General features: G+C 64.5%; 13 protein-coding genes. 10 read left to right on the forward strand and 3 right to left on the reverse strand.

What is annotated here, in order from left to right; genetic code table 11:
* Positions 1-40: 40 nt before the first annotated feature.
* From LZC95_51185 to LZC95_51205, 5 genes are all read left to right on the forward strand, one after another.
* Positions 41-1,423 (forward strand): FAD-containing oxidoreductase, encoded by a 1,383-nt coding sequence (locus tag LZC95_51185; protein ID WXA94774.1) that lies wholly within the window; start codon positions 41-43, stop codon positions 1,421-1,423.
* Positions 1,424-1,440: 17 nt separating this feature from the next.
* The gene (locus tag LZC95_51190; protein WXA94775.1) at positions 1,441-3,054 is read left to right on the forward strand and encodes a tannase/feruloyl esterase family alpha/beta hydrolase; all 1,614 of its coding nucleotides are present in this window, start codon (positions 1,441-1,443) and stop codon (positions 3,052-3,054) included.
* A 176-nt stretch (positions 3,055-3,230) separates the two neighbouring features.
* Positions 3,231-3,560: a hypothetical protein gene (locus tag LZC95_51195; GenBank protein ID WXA94776.1), complete on the forward strand. Its 330-nt coding sequence runs from the start codon at positions 3,231-3,233 to the stop codon at positions 3,558-3,560.
* 113 nt (positions 3,561-3,673) lie between these two features.
* Positions 3,674-4,297 (forward strand): hypothetical protein, encoded by a 624-nt coding sequence (locus tag LZC95_51200; GenBank protein ID WXA94777.1) that lies wholly within the window; start codon positions 3,674-3,676, stop codon positions 4,295-4,297.
* 302 nt (positions 4,298-4,599) lie between these two features.
* The gene (locus LZC95_51205) at positions 4,600-5,502 is read left to right on the forward strand and encodes a hypothetical protein (protein WXA94778.1); all 903 of its coding nucleotides are present in this window, start codon (positions 4,600-4,602) and stop codon (positions 5,500-5,502) included.
* Here LZC95_51205 and LZC95_51210 read toward each other — a convergent pair.
* A complete protein-coding gene (locus tag LZC95_51210) occupies positions 5,478-6,428 on the reverse strand; it encodes a LysR substrate-binding domain-containing protein (protein ID WXA94779.1) in 951 nt (316 codons plus the stop codon). The genes LZC95_51205 and LZC95_51210 overlap by 25 nt on opposite strands.
* A 90-nt stretch (positions 6,429-6,518) precedes the next feature.
* Between LZC95_51210 and LZC95_51215 the strand changes: the two genes are divergently transcribed.
* Genes LZC95_51215 through LZC95_51230 form a run of 4 tightly spaced genes read left to right on the forward strand, consistent with a single transcriptional unit; the run spans position 6,519 to position 11,665 of the window.
* Positions 6,519-7,952, forward strand: a complete 1,434-nt coding sequence (locus LZC95_51215; protein ID WXA94780.1) for an aldehyde dehydrogenase family protein — start codon at positions 6,519-6,521, stop codon at positions 7,950-7,952.
* A 30-nt stretch (positions 7,953-7,982) separates the two neighbouring features.
* Positions 7,983-8,636: a hypothetical protein gene (locus LZC95_51220; protein WXA94781.1), complete on the forward strand. Its 654-nt coding sequence runs from the start codon at positions 7,983-7,985 to the stop codon at positions 8,634-8,636.
* 27 nt (positions 8,637-8,663) lie between these two features.
* Complete coding sequence (locus tag LZC95_51225) at positions 8,664-10,064, forward strand: aminotransferase class V-fold PLP-dependent enzyme (protein WXA94782.1); 1,401 nt, start codon at positions 8,664-8,666, stop codon at positions 10,062-10,064.
* Entirely contained in the window at positions 10,061-11,665 is a 1,605-nt protein-coding gene (locus LZC95_51230; protein WXA94783.1) for an FGGY-family carbohydrate kinase, read from the forward strand. Before LZC95_51225 ends, LZC95_51230 begins: the two co-directional genes overlap by 4 nt.
* 187 nt (positions 11,666-11,852) lie before the next feature.
* Here LZC95_51230 and LZC95_51235 read toward each other — a convergent pair whose 3' ends face one another.
* Both LZC95_51235 and LZC95_51240 read right to left on the reverse strand, forming a co-directional pair.
* Positions 11,853-13,883, reverse strand: coding sequence for a primary-amine oxidase (locus LZC95_51235; protein ID WXA94784.1), 2,031 nt, complete (start codon positions 13,881-13,883; stop codon positions 11,853-11,855).
* 11 nt (positions 13,884-13,894) lie between these two features.
* The gene (locus LZC95_51240) at positions 13,895-14,539 is read right to left on the reverse strand and encodes a dihydrofolate reductase family protein (GenBank protein WXA94785.1); all 645 of its coding nucleotides are present in this window, start codon (positions 14,537-14,539) and stop codon (positions 13,895-13,897) included.
* Between the two features lie 73 nt (positions 14,540-14,612).
* Between LZC95_51240 and LZC95_51245 the strand changes: the two genes are divergently transcribed.
* Positions 14,613-17,174 carry a DEAD/DEAH box helicase gene (locus LZC95_51245; protein ID WXA94786.1) on the forward strand — a complete coding sequence of 854 codons (2,562 nt, stop codon included), beginning with the start codon at positions 14,613-14,615 and terminating at the stop codon, positions 17,172-17,174.
* Positions 17,175-17,263 lie beyond the last annotated feature (89 nt).

The following is a 17,263-nucleotide window of genomic DNA, read 5'->3' on the forward strand; positions in this document are numbered from 1 at the left end:
AGACCTCTTCCCTAGTGTGCCTAGTTTGGAGGGTGCGACCATGACGACTCGGCGCTTCGATGCGATTGTTCTCGGTGCGGGCCAGGCGGGCCCTTCCCTGGCAGGCCGCCTCTCCGCGGCCGGGATGAGTGTGGCGCTCGTGGAGCGCAAATTCTTTGGCGGCACCTGTGTGAACACGGGCTGCATGCCGACGAAGACCCTGGTGGCCAGCGCCCGGGCCGCCCACGTCGTGCGGCGCGCCCGCGATTACGGGGTCATCCTCAACGGCACCTTCGATATCGACATGCGGACGGTCAAAGGGCGCGCCCAAACGGTCGCGACCAACGCGCGCAACAACGTGGAGAAGTGGCTCCGCAGCATGGAACGGTGCACCGTCGTCCAAGGTCACGCCCGCTTCGAATCGCACGATACCGTGGTGGTCGGCGAGGAACGCCTCTCGGCAGAGCGCATTTTCATCAACGTGGGCGGACGCGCGAACATCCCGCCGCTGCCTGGGGTCGACCGCATTCCGTTCCTCACGAATACGTCGATGCTCGAGGTGGATACGTTGCCGCCGCACCTGGTCGTCATCGGCGGCAGTTACATTGGCCTGGAGTTCGCCCAGATGTATCGGCGCTTCGGAAGCAAGGTCACGGTCATCGAAAAGGGGCCCCGTCTCATCGCGCGCGAGGACGAGGAGATCTCCGATGCCATCAAGGAGATCCTGGAGGGCGAGGGCGTCGAATTTCGCTTGGGCGCCGAGTGCATGGCCTTCGAGACGAACGCCGAGGGTGTGACGGTTCGGCTCGATTGTGCGTCGGGCGACCGGAGGGTAACGGGATCGCACGTGCTGCTTGCGGTGGGTCGCCGACCGAACACGGACGACCTCGGCCTCGACCGAGCGGGCGTTGCCGTGGACAAGCGTGGCTACGTCGTCGTGGACGATGAATTGCGAACCAATGTTCCGGGTATTTGGGCAATGGGCGATTGCAACGGCCGCGGTGCTTTTACGCACACGTCGTACAACGATTTCGAGATCATCGCCGCCAATCTGCTCGACAACGATCCGCGTCGCGTGACCGATCGCATTCCTTGTTATGCGCTTTACGTCGATCCACCGCTCGGTCGCGCCGGGCTTACGGAATCCGAAGTCCGCAAAACCGGTAAGCCCTACCTCGTTGGCAAGCGTCCGATGACGCGCGTCGGCCGAGCCGTCGAAAAGGGCGAAACGCAGGGCTTCATGAAGGTCGTTGTCGATGCGGCCACGAAGAAGATCCTGGGCGCGGCCATTCTCGGTATCGAGGGGGACGAGGCCATCCACGGGATTCTCGATACGATGTACGCGGACGCGCCCTATACGACATTGCAGCGCAGCGTCGCGATTCACCCCACGGTTTCGGAGCTCATTCCAACGATGTTGGGAGAATTGAAGCCGGGAACATGACATAGTCGTGTTCATCAATGAACGAACGCAATTCGCTTTGGGGCTGGGGCGTGGTCGTTGGTATCGTTTCCTGTCACGACGGAGGGCAGGCCGACTTTCGGCCGCCCACGCCCCTGCAGGCGAGCCCCGCGTCCGCGTGCACGGAGTTGCGCAAGCAGCCCAACGTGGACAGCGCGAAGCTGGTGAGTTCGAGCGGTGAATACTGCCAAGTGAACGGGCACATTCCGCCGACGGATCCGAAGGCGCCATCGATTCACTTCCAGGTGAATTTGCCGTCGAATTGGAACCACAAGGCGTTGCAATACGGCGGTGGTGGATTCGACGGCACCTTGATCACCGGCGTGGAGCAGGTGGACATGGGCCCTACGGGGACGCCGACGCCGCTCGCGCGCGGGTACGTGACCTTTGGCGACGACTCGGGGCATCAAAGCAAGAGCATCACCGACGGCTCCTTCGCCATGAACGACGAGGCGCTGGCCAATTACGGTGGACTCACGCTGAAGAAGACGCACGACGCCGCCGCGAGCTTGATTCACGCGCGCTATGGAACGCCCGCTGCGAGGACGTATTTCTACGGGAATTCGACGGGCGGCCGCGACGGCCTCACCGTGGTTCAACGTTGGCCTGCGGACTACGATGGCATCGTCGTGAACCGCCCCGCGCTCAGTTACACGGGCGTGCGCCTCAGCAACGTGCGACTCGGCCGCGCACTGTATTCGAACAACGGCGTGGGCTGGTTGAACAAGAAGAAGATCGTGCACTTGCTGAATTCGGTCATGGCCGCGTGCGACACGTTGGATGGGGCCAAGGACGGCATCGTTGCCAACATGGCGGCCTGTCGGGCCAAGTCCGACGCCATTTTGCAGACCGAGCGCTGTGCGAACGGTGGCGACACCGGGAATACCTGTTTGTCCGACGCACAAATCGCGACGGTTCAAACCGTTGCATCGCCGTTGCAATTGCCCTATCCCCTGGCCAATGGCGTGACGCGCTATGCGGGCTACGACATTCTGGCCGGCGCCGTGTTCGCGGGGCCGCATACGACGCGCGATTTCGGTACATCGTCCAAGCCCGCGAACCCGGCCGACAAGGACGACGCCAACCAATGGGTGACCGGCGACCAATGGGTCAAGTACTTCATCACGCGCATTCCCAAGTTCGATTCCTTGACCTTGGATCCATCGAATCCTGGCGCCTACCAATCCCGCATCCAAGATGTTTCCGCTTTGTGCGACGCCACGAATAGCGACGTTTCGGCCTTCCGCAACAAGGGCGGAAAGATCATCATGACCCATGGTTTGGCCGATGAAATCATCAGCGCCGGTTCCTCCATCGACTACTTCGACGCCTTGGTTCAACGTTTCGGCCGCCCCACCGTCGACGAATTCGTTCGTTTCTATTTGATGCCCGGCGTCGGCCACGGCACCGGCCCCTTCCATCCCGGCATCGATTCGCTGGCTGCATTGGAACAATGGGTCGAATCGGGCACCGCCCCCGAAACCCTGGTCATGTCCGACCTCAACGAGGCCACCGAAGGTCGCACCCGCCCCCTCTGCCGCTACCCTGCCTGGCCCAAATACATCAGCGGCAACATGCAGAGCGCAAGCAGCTTCCAGTGCGTGACCGAGTGAGGGCCCGCACGACGTAGCGTTTTGCCCCTCGGGCTCGAGTGGCAGGTCGGTGGCTGCGCTCTTTGGAACTTCGCGGCTTTTCGCGGATTGATGGGGTGGCGCGGATCGTGCCAGTGCATCGGTCGAACGAGCTCGTTCAGCCGGGGGGCCAGTTTCTCAGCAGGGAGGACTCGCCAATGAACTCGCTTCGAAACCTTCCCATCGTGCTCCAATACGAAGAGGACGGTACCGTCCTCGCGCATTGTCCGTTGGTGGCGGGCTGCGAATGCAAAGCGCCGACGCGGACCATGGCGCTGCGCGCGATGGAGCAAATCCTCAAACGTGCCCGCCAGGCCCACGGGGGTGATCCGGCCATGCCCCTTCGCGGGCGCAAATACGAGGTCGTGCACCTGGCGATGACCGCGGTGACCGCGGGTAATCTTCGCCACGATGGGGCGGGCGTGCGAAAGCCCAGCGAGAAGCCGTTGCAGAACGGTGCGGGGGCGTTGCCGGTCGAGTCGTCGTGATGACGAGGCCCGAGGGCAGGGTAGCCAACCGTGCAATCGACCGCACCGTATGGCCCCAGGCAGAAGGTCGGTGGGCGAATTTTCTTCGAAGGAATGGGCTTTCGCTCGCTGCGTTGCTCCTCTTCCTAGGTTCGCTCATCGGTCAGGCCCTCACGGGATTCCACGTGGCCAACGAGCAAGCAAGGATTCACCACGACACGCCGGTGGCCTTTGGCCAGTACCTGCTGGGCGGCGACTTCATCGAGGCCGTATTCGAGAATTGGGAAAGCGAATTCTTGCAGATTGCACTCTTCGTCGTCCTGACCAAGTTCCTTCGCCAGCGGGGCTCGTCCGAATCGAAGTCCACCGCCGGCCCCGAGAAGGTCGACGAGGATCCCAACGAGAAGCGCGGCGATCCCGCCGCACCGTGGCCCGTGCGGCAGGGCGGCATCGTGCTCGTCATCTACCAGCGCTCCCTCTCGCTCGTTTTGCTCATCCTTTTCGTCTTGTCGTTCGTGCTTCACGCCGTGGGTGGCGTCAGCAAATACAACGAAGAGCAACTCCGCCACGGAGGTGAGACCGTTACGACGCTCGCCTATGTTACGACCGCCCAATTCTGGTTCGAGTCATTCCAAAATTGGCAAAGCGAATTCTTCTCCATCGCCTGCCTCGTCCTTCTATCCATCGTCCTCCGCGAGCGCGGCTCTCCCCAATCGAAACCCGTCGCCGCTCCTCACTCCCAAACCGGGGGTAGCTAGCGCCAATGCCGTTTACTTAGCGAATTCTCTTTCCCGTACACGTTCCCGTTCCCGTTCCCGTACACGAGGAAAGCCCGAGAAGAAGATCGGGTAGGGGAACGGGAACGTGTACGTGTACGGGGTAAGCGAACGGCATTGTGGCTAGCACCGGGTGAAGTATTGATGAGCCCGAGACATTCGGGTAACCTGACGCAGGTCGTCACGGGAGAGGAGAGCGCTGTCGGGTGAAAGCAGGGAGACTGATTACGATTGTTCTCGCAGCATCCTCCGGTGCCCTTTTGGCGTGTGCGAGTATTCTCGGCATGGAGGACTTCTCGCTCGATCGAGCGGATTCCCAGGTGCCGGATTCCGACGTTCCGGATGCGGGGGACCGTCCGGATACGGGTCCCTGTGGCTACGATAAGCCATTCCGCTCGCCGCCCGTGCCCGTCGATCTCGGAGCCGCTGGTACGAACTGGGGCGGGTGGTTGTCGCCGGATGAATCGCGTATCTACTTTGCGAGCTACCGCGATGGGGGGACCAAACTCTATTTCGCCACACGCGATGGCGGTCGAGGATCGTTCGCATCCACGGTGGCGCCGCTGGGGTGTTGCAACACCCGCCCGAACGAGACCACGCCGACCTTGACCGACGATCGACGGCTCATGGTGTTCGCGGGAGGTGTGAGTACCCAAGAACGCTATGATCTGTTCATCACGCAGTGGGTGGATGCGTCGAATGACTTTGCCGATGCAACGGCATTGCAGCAGCTCAATATCTCCGGCACCGTCGACGAGTGGGCACCGTTCCTGGCCTCGGGGGGACGAAAGTTGTGGTTTTCCTCGAACCGATCCGGCGAGTACGACATTTACGTGGCCAACTTGGCGGCGGATGGCGGTGTGCAAAACTCGGCCCTCGTCCAGGGGATCAGTGTTTCGGGCGCGCACGATGACAATCCGGTGCTGAGCGCCAATGGGCAGAATCTCTATTTTTCGTCGACCCGCAACGGCGCCAATGTTGCCGTATGGGTGGCGCATCGAAACAATGTTTCGGATGACCACAAGTCCTGGGGGGCTCCAATCTTGGCGGGTGTGCCAGATATGGCACTTCAAGATCAGGAGCGTCCTGTTTGGATTTCGCCCGACGAGTGCCGCCTCTACTACATGGTCCAACACCAGGGCGACGACAAATATCGACAGCTCTACATGGTAGAACGGGGGCCGTGACCCGTTCGAAACGGATGCTCGATGGCTTCGATCACCGAGCGCTCCCTCTCGCGCACCACGCGCGCGGCGGCGACGAAATGGTCGGCCAAGGGATTCGGCCGGTCGCGGCGGCGGCCGATGCCGACGGTGCTGCCGGGAAGATCCGAGATGGGCACGTACGCGACGCCGGTGTGGGGCAGGAAGCGGACGACGGCGGCGGGGGTGACGCTGCAGGCGATGCCCATGGCAACCATGCCGATTTCCTCGGTCTGCGAGCTCGTGTCGACGATGCGGCATGGGGCGCCGTTGCGGAATGCCGACAAACTCCATTGCGCGCGGTAAGCGGGATCGGACGAGCGGGCCACGGCAATGGGGCCGTCGAGGAGCTCGCACACGCGAACCGACGCGCGGCATGCGAGCGGGTGCGTCTTCGCGACCGCGGCGACCACCGGCTCGGTGAACAACGGCTCGAAGTCGAGCTGGGCCAGCGTGATCGGCGGACGCACGAACGCGACGTCCGCCCAGCCCTCGGCGAGCCCCGCCGACGGATCTTCGAGCGCGTACTCGCGAAGATCCAGTGCGATGTTCGGGTGCCGTCCGCGGTACTCGTCCAAAATCGCGGGCGTCAGCTCCAGCGCGGCACCGGGCACGAAGCCCACGTGCAACGTTCCCGTCACGCCGTGCGCCTCGCGTTCTGCCGCGGCGGCGCCCGCATCGAGCACCTCCAGCGCTTGGCGTGCCGACTCTAGAAAAATCCGCCCTGCCGGGGTCAGCTCCACACTGCGCGTCGTACGTCGCAACAGCGGCACCCCCACCAGCTCTTCGAGCTCGGCGATTTGCTTGCTCAGCGCCTGCTGCGCAATTTTCAGGTGTTCCGCCGCGCGGCTGAAGTTCAGCTTGTCGGCGACGGTGAGGAAATAGCGCAGTTTTCGGGTGTGCAGATCCACAGCCAGATCATTGTAAATCGCTTCCGGAAAAGATGTTTCACAGCCTTGTCCCCGGCACCTAGCGTCCCTGTGAGGAGGAGAGCCGCCACCATGCCGAACACAGACGAAGCTGCCATCGCGCAGTTGCACGAGGCTTTTGCCGCGCAAAAGGCAGCGTTCGTGCGCTGCCTCTACCCGAGCATCGATGAACGCCGCGGGCACCTGGCGGCCCTCATTCGCGCGGTCACCTCGTACCGCGCACGCATCAAGGAGGCGCTTCGGGCCGACTTCGCCGTGCACCCCGAGGCCTTCAGCGATCTCGCCGAGGTCCTCTCCGTGGTGACCCGCGCCATGTACGCGGCCGAGAACGTCACCGTGTGGGCCGCCGACGAGGAGCGCTTCACCGATCCGTCCATCTTTGGCTCGGCGCGGGCCACCATTCGCCGCAGACCCAAGGGTGTCATCGGCAACATCGTCCCGTGGAACTTCCCCTTCGAGCTTTCCCTCGGCCCCCTCGTCGAGATGCTCGCCGCCGGCAACCGCGCCATCTTGAAGCCGTCGGAATACACGCCCGCTTGCGGTGAGGTCTTGCGCGAGATGATCGCGGAGAACTTCGCGCCCGATCACGTGACCGTGGTCGTCGGCGGTGTGGACCTCGCGCGCGCGTTTTGCAACATGCGGTGGGACCATCTGCTTTACACCGGAAGTCCGGCCATCGGTCGCGAGGTCGCCAAGGCGGCCGCGCAGAACCTGGTGCCCGTCACCTTGGAACTCGGCGGCAAGAGCCCCGTGCTGCTGCACGAGGATGCCATCACCGCCGAGAACGTCGCGCAGATCCTCGGCGCCAAGGCCATCAAAAATGGCCAGATGTGCATCTCCACGGATTACTGTCTCGTGCCGCGGGCAAGCGTGCCGGACTTCGTGCGGCATGCGCGCGCGCACATGCTCGAGCGCATGCCCGGCTATTCCCGCTCGGAAGATTGCGCCGGCATCATCAGCGAGCGCCACCTCGATCGACTCGTGGGCATGCTCGCCGAGGCCCGCTCCCGCGGCTGTGAGGTCATCACCTTGGAAAACGATGCGCAGGTGGACCGCGCCACCCGCCGCATGCCGCTCTCGCTCGTGCTCGATCCGCCCGAGGATCTTGCGCTGATGCAGGAGGAAATTTTCGGCCCCATCCTGCCCATCAAGTCGTACGACTCGCTGGACGAGGCCATCGCCTACGTGAACGGGCGCGAGCGGCCGCTGGCCCTCTATGTCTTTGCCAACGACGAGCAGGTTGCCGAGGACATCCTCGCGCGCACCATCTCGGGCGGGGCCTGCATCAATGCCTGTGCGGCGCACGGGGCGGTGCCTTCGCTCGGATTCGGCGGCATCGGCGAGAGCGGCACCGGGCGGCACCATGGCATCGACGGCTTCCGCGAATTCTCCAATCCGCGCGGCGTTTTCGTGCGCGGCAAGGGCGATTTGTTCGACGCCTTCACGCCACCCTACGGCGAGATGGCCAACACGATTGCCGACTTCGCGCTCGGGCCCAAGTCGTAAAGGATGCGCCGGTGCGGCTTGGTTCTCACCATGCTCACCACGCTGGTAGGCCTGTCCGCGCCCTCGATGGCCGCGGCGCAGGAGAGGTGCCCCGATGCCGAGGCGCGCGTGCGCTTCATTCGGGAGCACCTCCAGCGCGATGCCGCGAACGCCCGCACGTGGAGTCTGGGCTGGGGCCTCACCAGCGTGGCCGTGGCGGGAGGATCGTTCACCTTCGCTGCCTTCGAGAGCGATGCGCATTCCCGCACCAGCGATTACATTTGGGGTGGCGTTTCCCTGCTGCCTGCGGCGATTCTCCTGCTTTTTCCTCTTCGCGTCATGCGCGATGCCCGCGCGCTCGATGCGACGGCGCCCGCGGATTGTGCGGCGTTGGCGCACGCGGAGGAGCTTCTCGAGCGCGATGCCGAGCAGGAGGCGGCGGGCATCGCCTGGTACAGCCATGCGCTGGTCATTGGCTTCAACGTGGGCCTGGGCGCAACCCTTGGGTACGCGCTCGATGATTGGGGCAACAATGCGCTCTCGGCGGGCATCGGGATCGCGCTCAGCGAGGCCCAGATCCTCACGCAGCCAACCGGCGCCCTGCGAGCACGCGATGCGTACCACGCGGGTGCTTTCGCCGAGTGGCATCTCGTGCCCCTCGTCCTTCCGCACGCGCGCGGCCTCGCCGTGGCCGCGCGCTTTTAGCCGTTTCGAACCCCGAGGAATCGACCCATGAAAATCGACGAATCCAACTTTTACCCGTACCAAAGCCGTTTTCCGGTCCTTCGGCGATTGCCGGAAACCGGGCGCTCGCGGGAGGAGATCCTCGCCGAGCTTCGCGCACTCGCAACCGAGGAAAATACGGTGTGGGAGACGGGGAAATGCTCCGGGACGATGTATTCCGGCGACCACGAGCATTACCACTTTCTGAATCAGGCCTTTGCGCTCTTCGGCCACGAGAACGTGCTCCAGCGCGACATCTGCCCCAGCGCCACCCGCTTCGAGGGCGAAATCATCGCCATGGCGCTCGACCTGTTCAATGCCGGCGCCATTCAGGGCACGACGCCGGCCGGCATGATCACCACCGGTGGCACGGGAAGCATTTTGCACGCGATCCTCGCGTACCGCGAATACGGGCGGAAAAATCGCGGTATCGTCCACCCGAACATGATTCAGCCGGAAACGGCGCACCCGGCTTTCGACAAGGCCGCGCACCTCTTTGGCATCGAACTGCGCAAGGCGCCCATCGATCCGCGCACTACCCTGGTGGACGTCGATTGGGTCGCCAAGAACATCGACGACAACACGGTGGTCGTCGTGGGCTCGGCCGGTAATTACGGTTACGGGACCATCGACCCCATTTCTCGACTTTCCGAGCTGACCGTCGCCCGCAAAGTCGGTTTGCACGTCGATGGATGCCTGGGCGGCTTCCTTTTGCCCTTTGGTGAACGCCTCGGGTACGACATTCCGGTTTTCGACTTCCGCATCCCCGGCGTGACCAGCATTTCCGCCGACACGCACAAATATGGATATGCCCTCAAGGGTACGTCGACCTTGCTCTTTCGCGACAAGGAAATACGCAACGCGATTTACTTCATGATGCCCGAGTGGAGCGGCGGCAAATACATGTCGCCCGGCATGGAAGGATCGCGCTCCGGTGGGCTCATCGCAGCCGCCTGGGCAGCCATGGTGCAATTGGGGCGGGAAGGGTACATGCGCCATGCCAAGGCCATTTTCGAGACATCGGCGGCAATGCAGGCGGCCGTGCGCTCGCATCCGGAGTTGCGGATTCTGGGCAAGCCTACGTTCCTATTCAGCTTTACCTCGGACGCATTCGATATTTACCACGTCAACGACTTCATGCGCGAGCGTGGCTGGCGCTTCAATGGGCAGCAGTACCCGAATGCCATTCACATGGCGGTCACTCGGCCGCAAACGCAGCCGGGCGTGGTGGAGAACTTCACCAAAGATTTGGCCGAGGCCGTGGCCTATGCCAAACAGCACGTCGGGGACGCGCCCCGGAGTGGGGCCATTTACGGGGGCATTCCCGGTGGAATGACGCCGGAGGCCGGTGAGTTCATTCGCGCCTTCATGGCGCAAATGCTCGATTCGCATCAGGCGGTGCCCGAGTGACCTCGGGCACGAACGGCCACCCGAGCGCGGCCTGGGGCGGCGACGGGCGCTTCGTTCTGGCCATCGATCTCGGCACCAGCGGCCTCAAAGTGGGATTGCTCTCGCTGAGCGGCCACGTCGTCTACCGCGAGTGCATTCCGCTGCAAACGCGGTTTCTCGAGGGCGGGGGGGCCGTGCAGGATGCCGAACACTGGTGGGGCATCGTCGCGGATGTCACCCGCCAGGCCATAGCGTCCCGGGTGGTGCCGGCGGAGAGCATCGTTGCCGTGGGTGTCACCGGCCAGTGGGGAAGCACCGTCCCCGTGGATGAAACGGGGCGGCCCGTCGGCGATTGCATCATGTGGATGGACACGCGCGGCGGGCCCCATGTGCAGCGCCGCGTCGGCGGGTTTCTGCAAGGCTATGGGCCGCTGGCCCTGGCGATGTGGATCCGTAAAACAGCGGGGATCCCGTCGACGTCGGGGGCGGATCCCATCGGGCATATGCTGCACTTGGACCACGATCAGCCGGACATTGCGCAGAGGGCACGCTGGTACCTCGAGCCGGTGGATTACCTTTCGATGCGCTTCACCGGGGTGGCGGCCGCATCGCACGCGTCGATGACCGCCGCGTGGCTCACGGACAACCGCGATTGCGGCAGGCTCGCATACGACGACGCGCTGGTGCGCAAGGCCGGGGTCGACCCGGCGAAGCTCGCCCCGCTCGTGGCCACGGGCTCCGTGATCGGCACCGTGCGTCCGGACGTGGCGGCGGAATTGGGCATTCCCGCCTCGGCCCAGGTCTTCACGGGCTTGCCCGATCTGCATTCCGCCGGCATTGGCGCGGGCACGGTGCTCGATTACGAGCCGCACCTCGCGGTGAGCACCACGTCGTGGATCAGTTGCCCCGTGCCCTACAAGAAGACCGACGTCTTTCATCAGATTGCCACGGTGCCGGGCCTTCGCGCCGATCGGTACATCATTGCGGACAACCAGGACAGCGCCGGCCAGTGCCTGCGGTGGCTGCGCGACAATGTGCTCGCATCGAGCAACGGCGTCGCGACCCACGACGAAATCCCTTGGGACGCGCTCACGGGGCTCGCCGCGCAGGCGCCCGCCGGCGCGAACGGCGTCATCTTCACGCCGTGGCTCAATGGGGAGCGCTCGCCCATCGACGACCCCAACGCGCGCGGCGGCTTTCACAATTTGTCGCTGGGCACCTCGCGCCCGCACTTGATTCGCGCAGTGCTCGAGGGGGTGGCGCAGAACACGCGCTGGCTTCACCGCACGGTGGAGCGCTTCACCGGCCGCAGGCTCGATCATCTGCGCATCATCGGCGGCGGCGCCCAGGCCGATCTTTGGTGCCAAATCATGGCCGACGTGCTGGACCGCACCATCGAACGGGTCGACGAACCATTGCACGCCAATCTGCGCGGCATGGCCCTTTTCGTAGCTCTGTCGCTCGAGGCCATCCGCCTCGAAGACGTGCGCACCCTCGTTCCCGTGCACCGCACCTTCGAGCCCAACCCCGCAAACCGCGCCATCTACGACGCGCAGCACCTGGAGTTCACGCGCCTGTACGACGCGCAAAAGGGAATGTTCGCCCGCATGAAGCACAATTAGTGCCCCATTCGTCTAAGGGTTCGCTAGGAGAATTGAACAGGGAGGCGGGGAGGCGGGGAGGTTTTTTGGGGGTTCAATCGGCCCAGTGAGCAAATTGAGCGCCCTCAAAAAAAGTGTTCCGCGCTGTCCGTGCCGTAAGTCCTCCCCGCCTCCCCGCCTCCCTGTGATTCTCTCTCTCCGGGAGGCGTTAGTGCGAATGGCACTCTGGCGCGGGTAAATCCAGGGCAGGGTTGCCATCGAAGAAGCCCGCGGGTTTGAGGCTGAAGCCGGCGCACTCCACGGGCATCACCGGCCAATCTTCGGGGCGCACTTCGTGGTGCGTCCCGAAGGTGTACCAGATGACCAAATCGGCATCGACGAGCGGGCGGTTCTTTTGCACGTACGACGGTAGCCCGCCGGGGTTCTGCTGCTGATTCGGGTAGGTGCCCGCGGCGTACATTTCGTCGCGGTCGTAGGCGGTGGCCCAGAAATGGTGGCGCGCGAAACCGCCGCGGTGCCATTGCGTGGAGCCCTCCAGGAACATGGGAAACACGTTGGGGCCCGGTGCCAATTTGTATGCGGTGCGCGAGCCTGCGTTCAGCACTTTCCAATAGCGCGCCGTGCGCGGTTCGATGCTGCGCTGCGCTTCCGACTCGCTCCGCAGCACCGTCTCTTTGGCGATCCACGCATTGCCGCGTGGGTTGTTGCTCCCTCGCCGGATGGGCTCACTATTGACCTCGGCAACGGAATTGTTGACGCCGTCCACCATCATATCCATCCGCACATTGAAATAATGCTGATGGTTCGGCCCGTACACGCCGGGAGCGACCAAGGTGCCCGAAATCGGCTTCTCGCCCGGTGCAATGGCGGCAGGGGCCATGATGCCGGTGAGCTTTACCTCGAATTGGATCGTTCCGTCTTGGTAGAGGTACCAATAGAACGCATATTCGTAATTGCCGACGGTCGAAATGGACGAAATGACCAAACGCCGGGCCCGTCGCACCTCCGTGCGCGGCGACCCGTCGGGGTTGAATTCGACGTGCTTCCATTGCACGCCCACGTCTTCCTCGTGCATGCAAATGGCATTTTTCAAGGTCACCACGCCGCCGGCTCCGTCGTTCACGAAGGCGTCGAAGTGCCGTATCTCGCCCAGGCAATCGCAGCCGGCCATCAGGCTGTTGGCGCTGACCCCAATGCCCACTTCGCCGGCGTCGAATACATTTTTGAAGTTGTGGGACGGCGACGCATCGCCATAAGGCACGTACATCTCGGACAGCGCCGCGCGGTACAGAATGGGGCGCACCCGGCCGCGGTCGTCGTATTCGATTTGGTGGAGCACGATGCCCTCGCGCGCGGAAAAGCCCACCCGCAGGCGCCATTTTTGCCAACGCACCAGGTGGCCGTCGATCTCGAAGCCTGGACCTGCCGGCTGCGTAATCGCCAAGGGCGCTACATCACGGCGCACACCCTGGGGAAACGACGGCACATTCGACGGATCGCGGATACCCTGGGGGGTATACTCGCCCGGTTGCTCCGGCACCGGCACGGCGCCGTGATCGTCGATCTCCACGGTGAGCGTGTCCAACTCGATGGTCGCAACGACGCCCTCGATGGGGTGCGCGTAATAATTGTCGTTCGGCTTCTTGCGCAGCGCCGCCTCGAGCCGCAGAAAACGCCCGCGGCTGGGCGCATGCTCCGGCCCGAGGTAGCCGGCGGTCCAAGGATAGAGAACCACGTCCGACGGCTCGAGGCCGCGCGCACGGATGGCCCGCTGAAACGCGGGATCGTCCATCGTTGCCTGAATGCCCGCGTTCACCTCCTCCAACGTGAACGGCGGCTGCACGTCGCGCCGTTCCCGCAGCCGCGTGATCGCACTTGCCGTGAGCGATACGGTGGCCTCCACGGTGACGTGCCGTTCGTAGTCGCGGAGCACCACCGCGATTTCGCGTTCCACCGGGCCGGCCGCGAGCACGGCGCCCTTGTCTGGCTCGAGCAGCCGGTACGGCATCACCCGCGTGCGTGGTGTGATGCGCCCGGCCGCGCGCAAAATGGCCGTTGTCGCCTCGATTTCCTCCTTCGAAAGAGGATCCAGCGGATGCCCCGCGGCGGTCACCGCGCTGGCCGCGGCCGCCGATGCCACCGCGCCCTCCTTCGCATCCGAGGCACACGCCGTGAGAAGCAACCCGGGCGCGAAGCTTCGAAACAACCCGCGCCGCGAGATCGTTGCATCGTCGCCCATGGCCGCCTCCGTTACCGCTTCGCGAACTTCAGATGGGTCACATTGGGCGCACCCACCGTGCGCACCAGCGAAAGGCCCTTCAAATAATCGGCCGCGCCGTCGAACAGCCGCTCGCCCTGCCCGAGCAGAATAGGTGCGATGTGCAGCTCCATCTCGTCGACGAGCCCGGCCGCCAAATATTGCCGCGCGATGTTTGCTCCACCGGCGAGCGCTACGTCGCGCCCGCCCGCCGCCTTGCGTGCGGCCTCCAGGGCGGCCTCGATGCCGTTCGTCACGAAGGTAAACGAGTTACCGCCCTCGAGAACGAGCTTCTCGCGCGCATGTTGCGTCAGCACGAACACGGGGTGATGAAACGGCGGATTTTTCCCCCACCAGCCGTCCCACGGCTCCTTGGCGGCCCAGGGCCCCGGATGCCCGCCGAACATGTTGCGGCCCATGATGGTGGCGCCGATGTTGGCCAGCTCCTCCTCCACGACCGCGGAGCTCTCCGTCCGCGCGCCGCCTTCCTTGCCGTGCGCCTTGCGCCAGACATCCAGGCCGACCACCCACTGGTGCAAGTCCTCCCCGCCCACGCCAAGGGGCTCCTTGACGCTCTGATTCGCGCCTGCCGTGAATCCGTCGAGGGAAATCGAGATCCGAAAGCGCAGTTTGGACATGATCAAGCTCCTCCCGCCTCCTGTTTACCCCTTGCGAGCGATCGCGAACAGCGGCAAAAAAGAGCCTCGCGCGATGCGAAAGATCCAACTCGAACCGGTCCGCCACCAAGCACCCACTTGCGACAATTACGGACATGCCGCGACCGTGCGGCAATTCGAGGTGGCCACGCGCATCCACCGAGCCCATGTGGAGGCGTTCGAGATCGTGCCCCTCGGCGAGACCGTCGATTGCACGTACCGCGTTTCCGGCTCCAGCGGCACGAGCTACGATGTCGACATCGTCACCGGCACGGCCACGGACGATACCTGCACCTGCGCGGACTTCCTGGGCAACGATCTCGGTACCTGCAAGCACCTGGAGGCGGTGCGGCGCGCCGTTTGGAACAATCGCGCCATGCGCTCGGAGTTCATCCAGCTCACGCGCACGCCCTCCCGGCCGACGGTGACCGTGCACGCCGTGGGCGGCCTTTCGGTGCACCTGCTCGGGCGCGTTTCCGACAAGAACCTCGCGCTGCTCGGCTGGGCGCGTGAGCCCGAAGGCTCGAACCGCCTCGTGCCCATCGCCAAGGCCGCGCACCGCGATCTTTTCGAGCCGGAGGTCACCGGCGACGCACTGCGTGTGGTGCGCGCGGTCGTGCCTGCGCTGGAGCGGCTGCGCAACCGGGCCTGGCAAGAGGCGCGCGGTGCCGAGGTGCGCGAGGCCCATGCGCAGGATCGGCTCGGCGTGGACGTGCTTCGTGTCCCGCTGTTTCCGTACCAGCGCGATGGTGCGATGCACTTGGTGTCGGCCACGCGCGCCATGCTGGCCGACGACATGGGTCTCGGCAAAACGGCGCAGGCCATTGCGGCCTGCGAGGTGCTGCGGCAGCGCGGCGAGGCCTCGCGTGTGCTCATCGTGACGGTGGCGTCGTTGAAGCACCAATGGCAGCGCGAGCTCGAGCGCTTCACCGGTCAGCGCGCGGAGGTCATTGGCGGCGGTCCCGAGGAACGGCGCGAGCGCCTTGCCTCGGATGCGCCGTACAAGATTCTCAATTACGAACTAACGTGGCGCGAGCTTTCGCGCCTGCAGGCGCTCGACGCCGACGTCGTCATTTACGACGAAGCGCAGCGTGCCAAAAATTTCCGCACGAAAACGGCGGCGACGTTGCGGGCCATTCCGTCGCGATTTGCCTTCATCCTCACGGGCACGCCGGTCGAAAATCGATTGGATGATCTGTATTCGCTGGCCCAACTCCTCGATCCGGATTTGCTCGGGCCCTTGTGGAAATTCAATTTGGATTTCCACGAGCAGGACGCCAAAGGCCGCGTGGTGGGCTACAAGAACCTCGCTGCGTTGCGCCGCCGCATTGCACCGGCCGTCCTCCGGCGCCGCAAGGAAGACGTCCTCACGCAGCTTCCCGCGTTGACGCAGCAAACGCGCTACACGACGATGCTGCCCGAGCAGAGCGAGCTCGAAGAAGAGTACCGCGCCGACGCCTCGCGCATCTTGGCCATTGCCGAGCGGCGGGCGCTGAAGCCCGAGGAGCAGAAAAAGCTGGTTGCGTCGCTGGTGAAGGCGCGCCAAGCGTGTTCCGCGCTCGAACTGTGCGATCCGCTGCGCAAAGGCTCGCCCAAGTTGGACGAGTTCGAGGCGCTCGTCGGGGAGATTGCCACGCAGGGAACGAGCAAGGTCCTCGTATTTTCCGAGTGGACCGACATGCTGCGCCTCGCTGCCGAGCGGCTCGATGCGCAGGGCATCGGGCACGTGACCTTGCACGGCGGCATCCCGGCCGATCGGCGCCCCGCGCTGCTCGATCGGTTCCGCGAGTCGGAAAGCGTGCGCGTGCTCCTCTCGACCGACGCCGGCGGGGTCGGGCTCAATTTGCAGGTGGCGACGTACGTCATTCATCTCGACTTGCCCTGGAGCCCCGCGCGCCTCGACCAGCGCACCGCCCGCGCGCACCGCATGGGCCAGACGCGCGGCGTGTCCGTCATTTGCCTCTGCGCGGAGAACGGCATCGAGTGGGGCATCGAGAAGATGCTCGCCGGCAAGCGCAACGTGCAATCGGCCGCCCTCGACGTGTCGAGCGACGTGGAGGCGCTCGATGCTCCGACATTTGCGCTCTTCCTGAAGCAGGTGCGCGACATCATGGGCCACGTCGAGGATCCGGCGCAGGTGTCCACCATGGAAATCGCGCCGAACACGTTGGCCTCGGCCGAAATGCCGGCGCCCGCGGCCGCTGCCCACGAGGAAACCGCCGCGCGCCCCGCCACCGTACCTCCGCCCGTACCGAACGGCCCGACCCCGCAGCGCGGGCGCGCGCACGATCGCCTTCGCCTGGCGCGCGTGGTACTGCAGGCCGGCTTTGCCAGCGATGCCGTGCGCGCGGCCTACGAAGGCCTCGCCGCCGCCGTGCGCGCGCTGCTCGATGCGGACGGTGGCCCTCCCGCGCTCGAGCACACGGCGCTCGTTGCCGCCATTTACCGCGATCTCTTGCCGCGCGGTCGCCTCCCGCCCTCGGCGCATTTGACCTTGGCCAAGCTGCACGATCTCACCGCGCTCGAGGCCCACGGCGTACCTGTCGACGAGTCGCTCGCGACGCAGGCCGTGCAAGAGGCGTCCGAGTGGGTGGAACGCCTCGTTGCGCCGGTCTGAGAAGACGCGAGAATTACCAATCAAGGGTGGACGTGCGAATGCTGGTGTGTATCATCATTGTGCACCATTCGCGCCCATTCACGTCTTGA

It is taken from the genome of Sorangiineae bacterium MSr12523 (genome assembly GCA_037157775.1).
Classification (GTDB): Bacteria; Myxococcota_A; Polyangia; order Polyangiales; family Polyangiaceae; genus Pendulispora; species Pendulispora brunnea.